Origin of the sequence: Pseudomonas sp. NFPP02 (genome assembly GCF_900119355.1) — a bacterium.
Taxonomy (GTDB): domain Bacteria; phylum Pseudomonadota; class Gammaproteobacteria; order Pseudomonadales; family Pseudomonadaceae; genus Aquipseudomonas; species Aquipseudomonas paracarnis.
Window position 1 is genome coordinate 74,275 of record NZ_FPJI01000017.1, and the last position, 14,229, is coordinate 88,503.

Annotated in this window: 16 protein-coding genes; 7 read left to right on the forward strand and 9 right to left on the reverse strand. The window is 58.1% G+C overall.

Annotated features, from left to right (window positions below):
* Positions 1 to 236 precede the first annotated feature (236 nt).
* From BT204_RS24345 to BT204_RS24360, 4 genes are all read left to right on the forward strand, one after another.
* On the forward strand, positions 237 to 467 hold the full coding sequence (locus BT204_RS24345; protein WP_054895704.1) for a hypothetical protein: 231 nt from the start codon (positions 237 to 239) through the stop codon (positions 465 to 467).
* 165 nt (positions 468 to 632) lie between these two features.
* On the forward strand, positions 633 to 1,517 hold the full coding sequence (locus BT204_RS24350; RefSeq protein WP_014718025.1) for a manganese catalase family protein: 885 nt from the start codon (positions 633 to 635) through the stop codon (positions 1,515 to 1,517).
* 63 nt (positions 1,518 to 1,580) lie between these two features.
* Positions 1,581 to 2,090, forward strand: coding sequence for a ferritin-like domain-containing protein (locus BT204_RS24355; protein ID WP_072448510.1), 510 nt, complete (start codon positions 1,581 to 1,583; stop codon positions 2,088 to 2,090).
* Between the two features lie 107 nt (positions 2,091 to 2,197).
* On the forward strand, positions 2,198 to 3,775 hold the full coding sequence (locus BT204_RS24360; RefSeq protein WP_175550985.1) for a histidine kinase famiy protein: 1,578 nt from the start codon (positions 2,198 to 2,200) through the stop codon (positions 3,773 to 3,775).
* Between the two features lie 214 nt (positions 3,776 to 3,989).
* On the opposite strand, the gene cyoE is transcribed toward BT204_RS24360, so the two are convergent.
* Genes cyoE through cyoA form a run of 5 tightly spaced genes read right to left on the reverse strand, consistent with a single transcriptional unit; the run spans position 3,990 to position 8,689 of the window.
* Positions 3,990 to 4,886, reverse strand: a complete 897-nt coding sequence (gene cyoE, locus BT204_RS24365) for a heme o synthase (RefSeq protein WP_072448512.1) — start codon at positions 4,884 to 4,886, stop codon at positions 3,990 to 3,992.
* Positions 4,844 to 5,182, reverse strand: a complete 339-nt coding sequence (gene cyoD, locus BT204_RS24370; protein ID WP_034127103.1) for a cytochrome o ubiquinol oxidase subunit IV — start codon at positions 5,180 to 5,182, stop codon at positions 4,844 to 4,846. The genes cyoE and cyoD overlap by 43 nt, the downstream gene beginning before the upstream one ends.
* A 1-nt stretch (position 5,183) precedes the next feature.
* A complete protein-coding gene (locus BT204_RS24375; protein ID WP_034127104.1) occupies positions 5,184 to 5,798 on the reverse strand; it encodes a cytochrome o ubiquinol oxidase subunit III in 615 nt (204 codons plus the stop codon).
* Positions 5,799 to 5,801: 3 nt separating this feature from the next.
* A complete protein-coding gene (cyoB, locus tag BT204_RS24380; RefSeq protein ID WP_057978062.1) occupies positions 5,802 to 7,775 on the reverse strand; it encodes a cytochrome o ubiquinol oxidase subunit I in 1,974 nt (657 codons plus the stop codon).
* A gap of 2 nt (positions 7,776 to 7,777) precedes the next feature.
* Positions 7,778 to 8,689, reverse strand: coding sequence for a ubiquinol oxidase subunit II (gene cyoA / locus BT204_RS24385; RefSeq protein ID WP_233097344.1), 912 nt, complete (start codon positions 8,687 to 8,689; stop codon positions 7,778 to 7,780).
* 409 nt (positions 8,690 to 9,098) lie between these two features.
* Between cyoA and BT204_RS24390 the strand changes: the two genes are divergently transcribed.
* Both BT204_RS24390 and BT204_RS24395 read left to right on the forward strand, forming a co-directional pair.
* Positions 9,099 to 9,413, forward strand: coding sequence for a hypothetical protein (locus BT204_RS24390; protein WP_034127106.1), 315 nt, complete (start codon positions 9,099 to 9,101; stop codon positions 9,411 to 9,413).
* Between the two features lie 402 nt (positions 9,414 to 9,815).
* Positions 9,816 to 10,085, forward strand: coding sequence for a DUF6555 family protein (locus BT204_RS24395; RefSeq protein ID WP_003190473.1), 270 nt, complete (start codon positions 9,816 to 9,818; stop codon positions 10,083 to 10,085).
* A 476-nt stretch (positions 10,086 to 10,561) separates the two neighbouring features.
* Here the strand turns inward: BT204_RS24395 and BT204_RS24405 are convergent, their stop codons facing one another.
* The 4 genes from BT204_RS24405 to BT204_RS24420 form a co-directional block, all read right to left on the reverse strand.
* Complete coding sequence (locus BT204_RS24405; protein ID WP_019821490.1) at positions 10,562 to 10,795, reverse strand: DUF2934 domain-containing protein; 234 nt, start codon at positions 10,793 to 10,795, stop codon at positions 10,562 to 10,564.
* Positions 10,796 to 10,824: 29 nt separating this feature from the next.
* Positions 10,825 to 11,376, reverse strand: coding sequence for an ATP-dependent Clp protease proteolytic subunit (locus BT204_RS24410; RefSeq protein ID WP_038449759.1), 552 nt, complete (start codon positions 11,374 to 11,376; stop codon positions 10,825 to 10,827).
* A gap of 53 nt (positions 11,377 to 11,429) precedes the next feature.
* Positions 11,430 to 11,780: a con-10 family general stress protein gene (locus BT204_RS24415; RefSeq protein WP_014718036.1), complete on the reverse strand. Its 351-nt coding sequence runs from the start codon at positions 11,778 to 11,780 to the stop codon at positions 11,430 to 11,432.
* 328 nt (positions 11,781 to 12,108) lie between these two features.
* Positions 12,109 to 12,285 (reverse strand): con-10 family general stress protein, encoded by a 177-nt coding sequence (locus BT204_RS24420; protein ID WP_003190478.1) that lies wholly within the window; start codon positions 12,283 to 12,285, stop codon positions 12,109 to 12,111.
* A gap of 417 nt (positions 12,286 to 12,702) precedes the next feature.
* Here BT204_RS24420 and BT204_RS24425 point away from each other — a divergent pair, with 417 nt between their 5' ends.
* Positions 12,703 to 14,226, forward strand: a complete 1,524-nt coding sequence (locus tag BT204_RS24425; RefSeq protein ID WP_072448514.1) for a sensor domain-containing diguanylate cyclase — start codon at positions 12,703 to 12,705, stop codon at positions 14,224 to 14,226.
* The last annotated feature ends 3 nt before the right edge of the window (positions 14,227 to 14,229 follow it).

Genomic DNA, 14,229 nt, shown 5'->3' on the forward strand with positions numbered 1-14,229 from the left:
ATGTTTTACCGATTTTTCTAACCGGCGACGAACGGTAATTTCGCTGAAAAAGTTATACAGAAACTTGGTTGATGCGCCGCTTCGTATAACTTTTATTGCCGGCCAGCGCTTTGATATTAATCAGATCGAAACTGCTGGTTTAGTTAACGGTCCTGCCATTCGTCTTTTTCGTCGCACTCCAAAAAAGGGTGTGGTTCCAACGAGGTTCCTAACCTGTGAACGGGAGCTTTTCAGCCATGAAACACAACCCATCCAACCCACAGTACCGGCCGCTCGAGCATCCAGACGCACCCAATGAAGACGGTTGCGTCATCGGCACTGCCGGGCGCGACGAAGACCCCAACGCGACCACCGATTGGGACCATCCCGACAGCGCCGCAACGCCCGCTGACGCCAGCATCAAGCCCGCCAACGGTACGCCCGGCATCGACGCCGTGCCCGAGTCGGAAAACCACGGCGCCGATTGAGAGAACTGCGCTACAAGTGCCGTTTCGCTTGGCCTGCAGCGCATTACCGCTGGTCGTGAGGCGTCGGTTTATTTTGAAATTTTCCACGCGCAGGCCACTTCCCATGCAAGGTAGGCGCGCATTCCAGCAGGGCGCCTTTTTCCGTAAGCCTGAGGAGATTTGTTCATGTTTCTACATAACAAGCGACTTCAATACACCGTCCGCGTCGCCGAGCCCAATCCGGGCCTGGCCAACCTTTTGCTCGAGCAGTTTGGCGGCGCCCAAGGTGAGTTGGCCGCCGCGTCCCGTTACTTCACCCAAGCCTTGGCGGAAGACGATCCGGGGCGCAAAGATTTGCTGATGGACATCGCCACCGAAGAACTCAGCCATCTGGAGATCGTCGGCTCCATCATCGTCATGCTCAACAAGGGCGCCAAGGGGCGAATGGCCGAAGGCGTGGAAGAGGAGGGCGAGTTGTATCGTGCCCTCAATGGCGCCGGCAATGACTCGCATATCACCAGCCTGCTGTACGGGGCGGGTTCGCCTTTGACCAACTCTGCCGGCGTGCCGTGGACCGCCGCCTACATCGACACTATTGGTGAACCCACCGCAGACATGCGCTCGAATATCGCCGCCGAAGCCCGGGCCAAAATTGTCTATGAGCGGTTGATGAACGTCACCGATGACCCGGGTGTAAAAGATGCGCTGGGTTTTTTGATGACGCGGGAAATCGCTCACCAGATATCCTTCGAAAAAGCGCTGCATGCGATCCAGCCGAATTTTCCCCAGGGCAAGTTGCCGGGCAAACCGGAGTTCACCCAGGTGTACTTCAACATGTCCCAAGGCGCGGAGAACCTGCGCGGGCCCTGGAACCAGGGTGACGGTTGGGAGTTTGTGGAAAACCCACAACCGGCGGTCGATGGCGGTGACGGCACCGCCAGCGTGCAGTTGGACGCCGACGATGAAGCGGTGCTGAGCGCGATGAAAATCCGCACGCTCTCGGACCCCACCAGCGACCCCACCACCGGCGCTGACCTGGGGGCGGGCCTCAAGCCCAAGCCCGACCTTTGATTGAGAATAGCCGCACGCTGAAGGGCGTGCGGTGCTTTCGACTTTCTTGACGAGGACAACGACATGGCAACCCCACAGGAAAACCTGCTCGACTGGCTACGTGATGCCCATGCGATGGAGCAACAGGCCGAGAAAATGCTCAAGGCACAGTCCGAGCGCCTGGAGAATTACCCCCAACTCAAGGCGCGAATCGACGAGCACATTGAGGAAACCCTTGGGCAGCAGCAACTGATTGACGAATGCCTGACGCGTTTGGGAGGCAGTGCCTCGACCCTTAAAGACGTGGGCGGCAAGCTGATGGCTTTCGGTCAGGCGGTCGGTGGCTCGCTGATGAGTGACGAGGTGATCAAGGGCGCGATGGCCGGCTACGTGTTTGAAAATATGGAAGTGGCCAGCTACACGGTGCTCATCGCGGCCGCGAAGGCAGCGGGCGACGCCGAGACACAAGCGGCGTGCGAAAAGATTCTACCCCAGGAAGTCGCCATGGCTCAGTGGTTGCTCGCGCACTTGCCAGAGCTTACGCAAGCGTTTTTGCAACGCTCTGAGGCGCCTGACATACAAGCCAAGCGTTAATGACACGTGCGGTGCCCTTGGGGGCGCCGCGTCCGCTCGGCACAAGATGGCACTGCGCAGCGTTTTCACGGTCCATGGAACACGTACCACGTATCTGGAGGTGAACCTTGGCGACAAAGAAGAAGCCTGTGGTCGACGGTATGGAATTGGCAATGCTGTCTGCCAGCCGCAAAGACCTGTTCTTTGCGGCCATGCAAGCCAGCCACAGCGCAATGATCGTGACCGACCCCGCGGGGCCTGATAATCCGATCATCTTTGCCAACCAGGCGTTCCTGACCCTGACAGGCTTTGAACTGGACGAAGTGATCGGACGTAATTGCAGGTTCCTGCAGGGGCCCCAAACCGACAAAAACGCGCTGCACCAGGTGCAACGCGCAGTTGAGCAGCACCATGAAGCCTGTGTCGAGGTGCTCAATTACCGCAAGGACGGCTCGACCTTCTGGAACGAGTTGTTCATTTCGCCGTTGTTCAACGAACGAGGGCAACTGGTGTATTTTTTCGCCTCGCAGCTGGACGTGAGCCGGCGCCACGACGCGGAACAGCGCGTGCGTCGCGCACAAGACCTGGAAGCGCTGGGGCAACTGACCGGTGGCATCGCCCATGACTTCAATAACCTGCTGCAAGTGATGATGGGTTATCTCGACTTGATTCAGCAGAGCGCCAAGCGTCCCGGTAGCGATCCGCAGCGCATCGTCAACAGTGCCAGCCGTGCCAGGGCCGCGGCGGAAAAAGCTCAGACCCTGACCCAGCAGTTGCTGGCGTTTTCGCGCAAGCAACGGCTCGACAGTCGGGTGATCAACTTGAACAGTTTGCTCGGTCGCCCCGAATTCATGGCACGTGCGCTGCAGGGCGTCGAGTTGCATGTAGAACTTGCCGAAGATCTGTGGAACTGCCGCATCGACCCTGTCCAGGCGGAGCTGGCAGTGCAGCACCTGTTATCGAATGCCCAGGATGCTTTGCACGGGCGTGCTGACCCGACGGTAACCGTCAAGACCTGCAACGTCCAGGTACCGGGCGATGTCGGTGCCGAGCGGGATGGGTTGACCGAGGGCTGTTACGTGAGTATTTCGGTCTCGGATAACGGCAACGGCATCGACGCAGGTATTCAGGACAAAGTCATGCAGCCGTTCTTCACCACCAAGGAAGAAGGCCAGGGCTCGGGCCTGGGGTTGTCGATGGTGTACGGCTTCGTCAAGCAATCGGGCGGCACGGCGCGGATTCATTCAGACCCGGGCATCGGTACGACGATTCGCTTGTACTTTCCTGCAGATGACAGCCAGCTGTGGGTCGAGCAGCCCCCCACAGCCATCTCACCGCAAGGTAACGAACGCATCCTGATCGTGGAGGACCGGCCCGAGGTGGCCGAGTTGGCGCAGGTCATTCTGTCTGACTACGGTTACCACACGGACGTCGCCCTCAATGCCGCCGAGGCATTGGGCATGCTCAAACAGGCGACGTATGATCTGGTGTTCAGTGACTTGATCATGCCCGGCGCGATGAACGGCGCGGCGTTGGCGCGGGAGGTGTCGCGCTTGTATCCGCACATCAGGATCTTGCTGACTACCGGCTATGCGAAAGACGCATTGGCCCGCGCGGAGATAGAGGTGCATGAGTTCGAGTTGATTCCCAAGCCGTATCAGCCTGCTGATTTGCCGCGCAAAATCCGGGCGGTGCTCGATGCCTGATCGAGCAGGCCAATGCGCTCAAAATGTGGGAGCGGGCTTGCCCCAATGCCATTCAGTTAAGCGCAATCCCCTGTGGGAGCTGGCTTGCCTGCGATAGCGGCGGGTCAGTCAACATCAATGTTGGGTGGGCCGACGTCTTCGCGGGCAAGCCCGCTCCCACAGGAGATCTTTGTTGCTTTGAGCACTGCATCCCTCGAGGGCGCCGCCCACAAAGCTACCTCAGCACCGCCAGCGCCAGGTCAAGCGCCAGCACCAACACAATCGAAAACCCGAATATCCTGCGTGCCCAGCCGGTCGGGTCAGCGAGGCGTGTACCGCTGGCCGCGAGAGTTAGCCAATAACCCCCCAGCCCGAGCATCACTACGAAATACAACGCCGCCATCTGCGCCACCGCGCCTAGCATCAGGGCGCTGGCGAGGAAGGCCAGCATGTACGCCTGGATCTGCCGATGGGCTTGGGCCAGGCTCAACAGCGGCAGGCCTGCGGCGCGGAAATCCTCGCGGCGCATCACGGTGATGGCGTGTGAATGCGGCATCTGCCAACAACAGAACACCGCGATCAGTAGCATGGCCGTGAGGTCAAACCGCCCGGTGACCGCGCAATAGCCGATCACCGGTGGCATCGCCCCGGAGACGCTGCCGATCAAGGTGGCCCAGTGGGAGCGTCGCTTGAGCCAGTAGGTGTAGACCCCCGCATAGATCACCAGCCCGACCATTGCCAGCCCACACGCCAGCGCATTGCTGCCGGCCCACAGCAAGCCAAAACCGCAGGTGCCCAGGACGATCCCATAGCCTGCGGCAGTGGACACGCTGATGGTGCGCAGTGCCAATGGCCGATGACAGGTGCGCACCATGCGCCGGTCGATGTCGCGGTCAATGCAGTTGTTGACGACACAGCCGCAACCGATCACCAGGGCCGTGCCGAGCAGTGTGGCAAGCCCGTGCGTCACCGAGGCCACATGCCCGCTGGCGGCGAGCAGGTAACCGCCCAGCACCGACGCCAGGTTACCGACAATAATGCCCGGCTTGGTCAGCTCGATAGCGGTATTGAACAGCCCCCGCCAGTGTTTCAGTGCGCCAGCATGTTGTGATGAATACTGTCCATGATCCATAACGAAAGCCCCACCAACAGAAGAATGATGACCGCCGAGAAAATCAGCGCAATCAGGTTCCAGCGTTGTTCTTCGGCCGTGTCCAGGTGCAGGAAGAACTTGAGGTGGACCACGATTTGTATCGCGCCCAACGCCACTACCAACCAGGCGGTGACGGTGCGCGGCAGTGACGGGAACATCACCAGGGCGAACGGAATCAGGGTGAGCAGTACTGACACCAGGAACCCGACCAGATAGGAGCGACTGCTGCCATGGCTGGTACCGGCACTGCTGTGAAGCGAGCTTTGCTTGTACATGTCACACCACCCCCAACAGATAGACCACGGTAAAGACGCAGATCCACACCACGTCCAAAAAGTGCCAGAACAGGCTCAGGCAACTGAGCCGGGTGGCGTTGGTGCTGGTCAGGCCGCGTTGCTTGACCTGGACCATCAGCACCGCCATCCAGATCAGCCCGGTCAACACGTGCGCGCCGTGGGTGCCCACGAGGGTGAAGAAGGCCGTCAGGAAGCCGCTGCGGTCCGGCCCGTAGCCTTCTTCGATCAGGTGGTGGAATTCGTTGATCTCCATGGCGATAAAGCCCGCGCCCAACACGAACGTGAGCCCCAGCCAGCGCAGCACATCGCGTTGCTTGCCATGGTTCATGGCGAGCATGGCGTAGCCGTAGGTGATACTGCTCAACAGCAGCAGCATGGTTTCGGCCAGCACATAGGGCAGTTCGAAAATATCCATGCTCGACGGCCCGCCCGCCACGCTGTCGCGCAATACGGCGTAGCCGGCGAACAAGGTCGCGAACAGGATGCAGTCGGTCATCAGGTAGATCCAGAACCCGAACAGGCTCAGGGAACCGGCGTCTTCATGCCCTTGTTCGTGGGTATGGGCAATGTCTTTTTCCATAACGATATTGGACATGGGTCAAGCCTCCGCCAGGTCTTTGAGACGGGCCGTTTCGATGCGCGCGACTTCCTGGGCGGGCACGAAGTAATCGGTGTCTTCGTCGTAGCTGCGCACCACGAACGCGACCACCGAGGCCACCAGGCCGAACGCCGCCAACCACCAGATGTGCCACACCAACGCAAAGCTGCAGACCAGCGCAAACAGGCTGATGACCAGGCCCGACGCGGTATTGCGCGGCATATGGATGCTCCGATAGTCGGTGTGGCTCAGGGTGCTGACGCCGCGCTCCTTCATGCCCCAGTACGCGTCCAGGTCATTGACCTTGGGCTGCTCGGCGAAGTTGTACAGCGGCGGGGGAGACGCGGTGGCCCATTCCAGGGTGCGCCCGTCCCACGGATCGCCGGTGCGGTCGCGGTATTGATGACGGTTGCGGATGCTGACAAACAATTGCAAGGCTTGCGCCGCCACGCCGCAGAGGATGATTGCCACCCCCACCAGCTCCAGCAGCAGCCAGGGCCGCCACTCGGGGTTGTCGAAATGATTGAGACGGCGCGTCATGCCCATGAAACCCAGCACGTAGGAGGGCATGAACGCGAAATAAAAGCCCACCAGCCAGCACCAGAAGGCGATGCGGCCCAGCTTGTCGTTCAAGCGGAAACCGAACGCCTTGGGGAACCAATACGTCAGGCCGGCCATATAGCCGAACACCGCACCACCGATGATCACGTTGTGAAAGTGCGCGATCAGGAACAGGCTGTTGTGCAGCAGGAAATCGGCCCCGGGCACCGCCAGCAGCACCCCGGTCATGCCGCCGATGCTGAAGGTCACGATAAAGCCCAGGGTCCACAGCATGGGCGTTTCGAAGCGCACACGGCCGCGGTACATGGTGAACAGCCAAGTGAAGATTTTCACCCCGGTCGGCACCGCGATGATCATCGTCATGATGCCGAAGAACGCGTTGACGTTGCCCCCCGCGCCCATGGTGAAAAAGTGATGCAGCCACACGATGAACGACAACACGGTGATCGCGATGGTCGCCCATACCAGCGACACGTAGCCGAACAGCCGCTTGCTGCTGAAGGTGGCGGCAATCTCGGAAAACACCCCGAACGCGGGCAGGATCAGGATGTACACCTCCGGATGCCCCCAGGCCCAGATGAGGTTCACGTACATCATCGGGTTGCCGCCGGCCTCGTTGGTGAAAAAATGCATGCCCAGATAGCGGTCCAGGGTCAGCATCAGCAGGGTGGCGGTGAGGATCGGGAATGCCGCCAGAATCAGCACCGAGGTGCACAGCGCGTTCCAGGTGAACACCGGCATCTTGAACAGCGTCATGCCTTCGGTGCGCATCTTCAGGATGGTGACGAAGAAATTCACCCCCGTGAGCAGCGTGCCGATACCGGATATCTGCAATGACCAGATGTAGTAATCCACGCCGACGCCGGGGCTGTAGCCCAGCTCGGATAACGGCGGATACGCGACCCAGCCGGTGCGCGCGAACTCACCGACCCCCAGCGAAATATTCACCAGCGCCGCACCCACCACGAACAGCCAGAAACTCAGGGCGTTGAGAAACGGATAAGCCACATCGCGAGCGCCGATCTGCAACGGCACGACGATATTCATCAAGCCGACCACGAAGGGCATGGCCATGAAGAAGATCATGATCACACCGTGGGCGGTGAAGATCTGGTCGTAATGTTCCGGCGGCAGGTAACCCGGCCCGCCGCTGGCGGCCATGGCTTGCTGGGTGCGCATCATGATCGCATCAGAAAACCCGCGCAGCAGCATCACCAGGGCGACGACGATGTACATGCAACCGATCTTCTTGTGGTCCACCGAGGTGAACCACTCGCGCCACAAATAACCCCACTTGCGTTTCCAGGTGATCGAGCCCACCAGCGCCACCCCGATCAGGCCCACGACGGCCAGGGTGTACATCACAATGGGTTCAGTGGTTGGGATCGCGTCCCACGACAGTTTTCCGAACATGGTTACCGCTCCTCAGCCAGCAGACTTGGGTGTTGATCGGTGCGTTGTGCAGCGTCGCTCAATGGCGAGCGCCGGGGTTTATTGGCCTTGTTCATGCCCTCGTATTTATCGACGATGTCCAGGAACAAGCGCTCCTGTACCGCCGAGTAATAGGTCACCGGGTGCTTGAGGGTGGGCTTGGCCAATTGCGCGTAAGAGCTATGGTCCAGAGAAGTGGCCGCGCCCTTGACCTTTGTCACCCAGGTTTGAAAGTCGGCAGTGCTCAGGGACAGCGTGGTGAAATGCATGTCGGAAAAACCGGGGCCGTTGTAGTTGGCGGCAATCCCTCTGAACTCACCGGTTTCGTTGGCGATCAGGTGCAACTTGGTCTGCATGCCGGCCATGGCGTAGATCTGCCCGCCGAGTGCGGGAATAAAGAACGAGGTCATGGCCGCGTCGGAGGTGACGGTGAAACTCACCGGCGTGTGCACCGGCAGGGCCAGTTCGTTGACGCTGGCGATGCCCAGGTCAGGGTAGATAAACAGCCACTTCCAGTCGGTGGCCACCACCTGCACATTGATCGGCGGGGTGTCTGATTCCAGCGGGCGATAGGGGTCGAGTGCGTGGGTGGTCTCCCAGGTCACCCACCCCAGGACGATGATGATCAGCAGGGGAACGCCCCATACCACCGCTTCGATTTTGTGTGAACTGGCCCAGCGGGGGGAGTAACGCGCTTTTTTATTGGTGGCGCGGTAGCGGTAGGCGAAGACAAACATCATCACAATCACCGGAACGACCACCAGCAGCATCAGGCCCGTAGCGAGAATAATCAGGTCGCGCTCATCGGTTGCTACTTGCCCCTTGGGGTTGAATACCACCAGGTTGCAACTGGTGAGTAAGAAGAGGCTGGTGATAGTGACCAGGCAATAACCCATCGCTCGTTTCATGCCTTGCTCCTGTATTGGAAACTTGCGTTTTGCTGTGCCGAATCTGTGCTCGCGCGTTAACTAAGCGAAGCGCTTGTTAACACCAGGAGCCATCAGGTGATAAACATTCGGCAATAAGCTGCCGTCAGTAGATAAAATGCGTCTACTGTCCGGTTCTATTGGCTTTTTCTGCCGCTCTGCAGGGCGCATTTCGCCGCGCTCCCGAACATTTTGAATAGAGCCCGATGGGTTGGTTTAACAATTTGTTTCCTCGCCTGACGAACGGTTTAACAGGCGAAACGGTAAAGGGTTTTTATCGGTGCATGATGGAGGTGGCCTTGCAGAAAGTCTGAATTCTGATTAGGGATTTCAGTCGTTAGTTGATGGCCAACCCCACTAACGGTTTTGGAGAAGCGCTATGTTTATACGTGGCAACACCTATAAAGCCTGGGTCTCAAAAGCACTGGAAGAAAAATGCTTCACCCGGGAAGTCGAAAACGGCTGCCATATCGAAGTCAGGGCCCGAGAGCGGGACGATGCTGATATTGAAGTGCTGCTCTGTGTTTATACCGCGACGGGACAATGTGTGGTTGAACGCATCAAGCAGTTGCCGGGTGCCGAATGGACGGTGAATGACGCGCTCAAACGCGGTATTGATCAGGCGGAACGTATTGCCGGAGGTGAGTCCGGCCGACTGCCCTGTGCTGACGCTCACGTGCACGACGATGATTGAGTGGCTCCGCGATCTTGAATGTGGGAGCTGGCTTGCCTGCGATGACGGCCTGACAGCCGACGAGGATTTTGGTCCGACAGGCAAGCTTGGACCTCGGTTCGTCAGTTAGACAAGCGTCGGCTGCCAGGCCGTCACGGGAGCAAGCTCCCTCGCCACAGGGTGTAGCGTCGCGGCAAAATAAAAAAGCCCGCACAGAGTGCGGGCAAGACAGGAGTTTTTACCAAGAGCCTAGAGTGAACAGACTCAGTATTAAGAAACAAAAGAAGCATGAGCAGTTTTATTTTTTTAATGCGAGGCCGACGAACGGTAGTGCAACAGCAAGTGCGTGATCGTCGTCATTAAAACATTAAAATTTCTGAACCTTCGTTCTGAGCAAATAACAAAAAGTCAGAAGGAGAGGTTATGAAAAATTCTTTATATGTCATCGAGTACGAATACCACCACGAGCCTAAGTCTTTCATTATAAGAGCGGAGGTGATGAATAACGCAGAGGCGTGGCATTGGGCCTGTTGCGATGCTGGAATTGGCATTATTCCCAGATCGCGTAATGAAAAGATCAAACGCATCAGTAAACCGCTGGCCGAGCGCTACGGTCTTGAGAATGTAAGATGGCGCCCGTCTGGGAGTATCCCGTTTATTGCAAAGCCTTATGTGCCGCCGCCACCCGAATGAATGTATTTTTAATGGACGGTGTCCATGCGGGTGGCGGTAGGGGCGAGGCGCGTGTTTACTGTTTTTTGCGTCGCTCCTGCAACATGCACAACTTTTGCACGCTGCGTTGAAGTGCCTCTTTCATCAGGTCGGCTGCATAGTGTTGCTGGCACGCCGGGCAGAGCATGTCAGAGGCCGACGACACTAGAAAGTCGGGGTCATCCAGCGTCGATTCGTAGGGTTGTTTGCATTGCAGGCAACTTCGGTTCGCTTGTAGATGGATCACATCGATTCCTCCCTGAATGAACGGCCACTCTCGATTAAGAAATGGGCGTTTTCAACTGCTAAAAAGGAAGAATTCAAACAAGCGATTAGTTGATGTTTTAATGCCAGTATCGAGAGGTGGCGGGGCGGGGATGACGCTTGGACGGCTGCCGATGTTTTAGTACCCTGGCGGGTTTATCGACAGGCGCGTCCTCACTCTCGGCTCTGTGGGTTCAGCTGTTGGGTTTTCTGCTGCGGGTTTTTTGCCCGGCGGCGGTCGCCTGGCGCTTTGATCGGTCCGGGTTGGGCGGGGTGACGCTACTTTCTATCGAGCCTGCCAGGCCGTCAGTCGGCGGGGTTGTCAGCTCCTCCCTGGCTTGTAACCAGTGCACGAAATCCTGACCGTCAGGCTTCCCTTGCTGTTCCCAAATGCGGTACGCGGTGAGTCGGATCGTTTCTTCGTCCATTGTGAGGCTCCCCTATTGAATAAAAGGTGCTAGGAGTGAATGAAGCTGCTCACGTACTCCGCCTTGATCACGGGAAGTTCGATCCCATGGATCAAGCCGGCGGTCAGCGCTTGTTGCGGATCAAGAATGCGTGGCGCGGCGATCAGGTACTTTTCGGTCTCCAGTTTTTCGACAGCATCGGCGGTGCGCTCGGCCACGATGCGTGCGTACAACTGCAAGTCGTAATCGAGGCTCATCGCATATTCGGACATGCGCGAGTGGTCAACCGCGCCTTGCACATGCCAGTGGAAGGGGTGGAACAGGAATTTGCTGTGCTTGCAGGCGGTTCTGCGCTCACCGGCCAGGAAAATGATATTGCCCATGGATTCCACGGTGCCGAGGTTATGGGTATGCACCGGAATCGGCAGGGACAATAAAAAGTTGTACATCGTAAAGCCGTAGCTGCATTCACCACCCATTGTGGCGATATTCAGTACCAGGCCCTGGGCATCTTGTTGTACGGCCAACGAGGCTTTTTCAATCAGTTGGCTGCACGTAGAAGCGGTGACCGGTGCGGTGAAGTTGATAATGTGTAAAGGCATGGTGTCCCTCATCAATGAAAGCAGGGGAGCATGGCTCCCCTGCATCAAGCACATCAGCTTTTGCGTCCGCCGCCGTGGCTGTGTTCGCCACCTTTACGCCCGGCTTCGGAAGCTTTTTCACGGTCATTGGCAAAATTGCCGCCACTGTTCTGGCCGCCTTTGCTGCCCGCCTCGGCGGCGCGTTCGGGGTCATTCTTGAAATTGCCCCCGCTGTTCTGGCCGCCTTTGCTGCCGGCTTCAGCGGCGCGCTCGGGATCATTCTTGAAGTTCCCGCCACTGTTTTGGCCACCTTTGCTGCCGATCTCCTGGTAGAACTCTTTGTCATGGGACGCAGAAGTGGCTTCGCCGCCTTTTTTACCGGCTTCGCTGACGCTCATCTGGCCTTGCTTGTCTTGAGTAGTCATGTTCAGTTACCTCGTCGTTATGTAAGTAATGTAACGTTCACTTCGATTGTGCTGGAAACGTGCACTTAGGCGCGTGAGTCAAGCTGCACGGTTATAAGTGCCTTTCACACAAGGGTGGCGTTTTAGATGCACTTATCGTGGCTTCGGCTTGTTCAGCAAGTTGCTGATGTTCGTAACACGCAGACGTATTAGAACGCAGGCCAGTCCTTGCTTTAGTTTGCACTTCTACAATCGGCCTGCGAGCTGGCTCGCCGCGCTGATTATCAATGGACGCACGCATGATGAATGCCCTTTGTTAACGAACGGAACAGCGGTACTGCCCGTGTGGTCAGGACTTACGTCCACCACCATGACTGTTCTGGCCGCCTTTACGCCCGGCTTCCGAGGCTTTCTCGCGGTCGTTGGCGAAGTTGCCGCCAGAGGCCTGTCCACCTTTCTTTCCCGCCTGTGATGCTTTTTCGCGATCATTGGCAAAGTTTCCAGGGTTTTTATTGCTCGTCGTCATAACAATACTCCCAGTTTTGAAATGTCGTTTCGCTAGTTGCCCGTTTATGCAACGGACATCTTTTCTGATAAGGGCAAGTGCGCAGATGTTTTGAAATTTTTTAAAAAGGGCGATGAACGGTAGAGTGGCAGATGAAACTTGTACAAGTAGGCTCAGAAAGTGCCGCTTCGTCTAAGTTTTTCTGCGTCGATTGATATTGAATTAATGGCGACCTTAACGGTTGGTTTAGCTTTCAATACCCTGTTTGATAGTGGTCATTAAAGGCGCTGGCTCCGCTGGCCGGCGCTCAGCCGCACACTCTGTTGCTGCAGCCCGCACAGACTGCTTGTATGCTGGCACTCTGGAACCGGTTGCCCTGTGAGTACCGACGTTCGAATGATGGCTGGAACGGAAACCGGACTTCCTTAAGGTGCTGACGTGAAGCGTGATACCCGTCTTGTGATGCTGTTGCTGTTGGTGATCGGCTGTTCCCTGACTTCGCTGACGATTTGGAAAGTCCTGTCTTCCCGCGACCGTGCGCTGGCGGAAGTGGATGTGCATGGCTTGAACCTGACCCAGGCCCTTAACACCTATACCGAAGGCATCGTGCGGCAAAGCTCGTTGCTGTTGCTGGGGCTGGTTGAGCGCCTGGAAACCGAAGGCAGTGGCCCGGTGCAAATCCAGCGAATCAGCACGCTGATCAACCTACAGCAGCCGCTGATGCCGCAGCTCAGCGGCATCACCATTTATGATCATCAGGGCCGGTGGCTGCTGTCTTCCAATCGTGCGATTCCGGAGGGCGCCAATAGCAGTGATCGGGCCTATTTCATCCACCATCGCGACGATCCGAGCGCTGAACCTTTTATTGGCCCGCCGATTCAAAGCCGCGCCAACCATGAATGGGTGGTGACCATCAGCCGCCGTTTCAACGACGCGGCCGGCAACTTCGCTGGCGTGGTCGCCGTGACCCTTGGGGTGGAAAACTTTCTGCGGGTATTCGGCAAACTCGATGTGGGCCAGGAGGGCGCCATCGGCCTGTCCTACGCCGACGGCACGTTACTGGTGCGTTACCCGTTCCGCGAGCAGGACATGGGCCGCAACTTCTCCACCTCGCCTATTTATTCCAAGTACCTCGTCGACCAGCCTGTGGGCACTGCGGCCTATACCTCCAGCCTCGACGGGGTTGAGCGGCTCTATGCCTTTCGCAAAAGCGAAACCCTGCCGCTGATCACCACGGTCGCGTTGGGCAAGCACGAAGCCCTCGCGGCGTGGCGTATCGAGGCGGCGCTGTCAGCGGTCGTGGTGGTGGGGCTGTTGGGGCTGACGGGGCTGATCGGCTGGTTTCTGATCCTGGATATCCGCAGGCGAACAGCGGCCGAAGAGGCGTTGCGTGTCGCCCAGCAACAGTTGCTCGACTCCAATCGGCAATTGGCGCTATTAGCGAAAAAGGATGCGCTGACCGGCCTCGCCAACCGCCGCTGTTTTGACGAAACGCTGGCCCTGGAAGCGCGCCGGGCGCAGCGCGAGGGTACGTCACTGGCATTGCTGATGATCGATATCGACCATTTCAAACGCTTCAACGATGCCTTTGGTCACGTCGCGGGAGATGCTTGCCTGCAGGCGGTCAGCACGTTATTGGAAACGTGCGTGCGGCGGCCCTCGGACCTGGTGGCGCGCTATGGCGGAGAAGAAATGGCGGTCGTCATGCCCGCGACTGACAGTGCAGGCGCTGCGGTGGTCGCGCAACGCATTCTTTCGCGCCTACAGCAGGAGAACATCACACACCCAGGCAGCCCCTTCGGGCGCGTGAGTGTGAGCATCGGCGTTGCGACGGGCCTGGGCTCACGGCTGGAGCCGGTGTTGGGTTTGGTCGAGGCGGCTGATGCAGCGCTTTACGGTGCGAAGGCGGCGGGGCGCAATGGGTTCAACGTGCACCCTGCGGACGTGACTTCGGGCGGCTGAAAC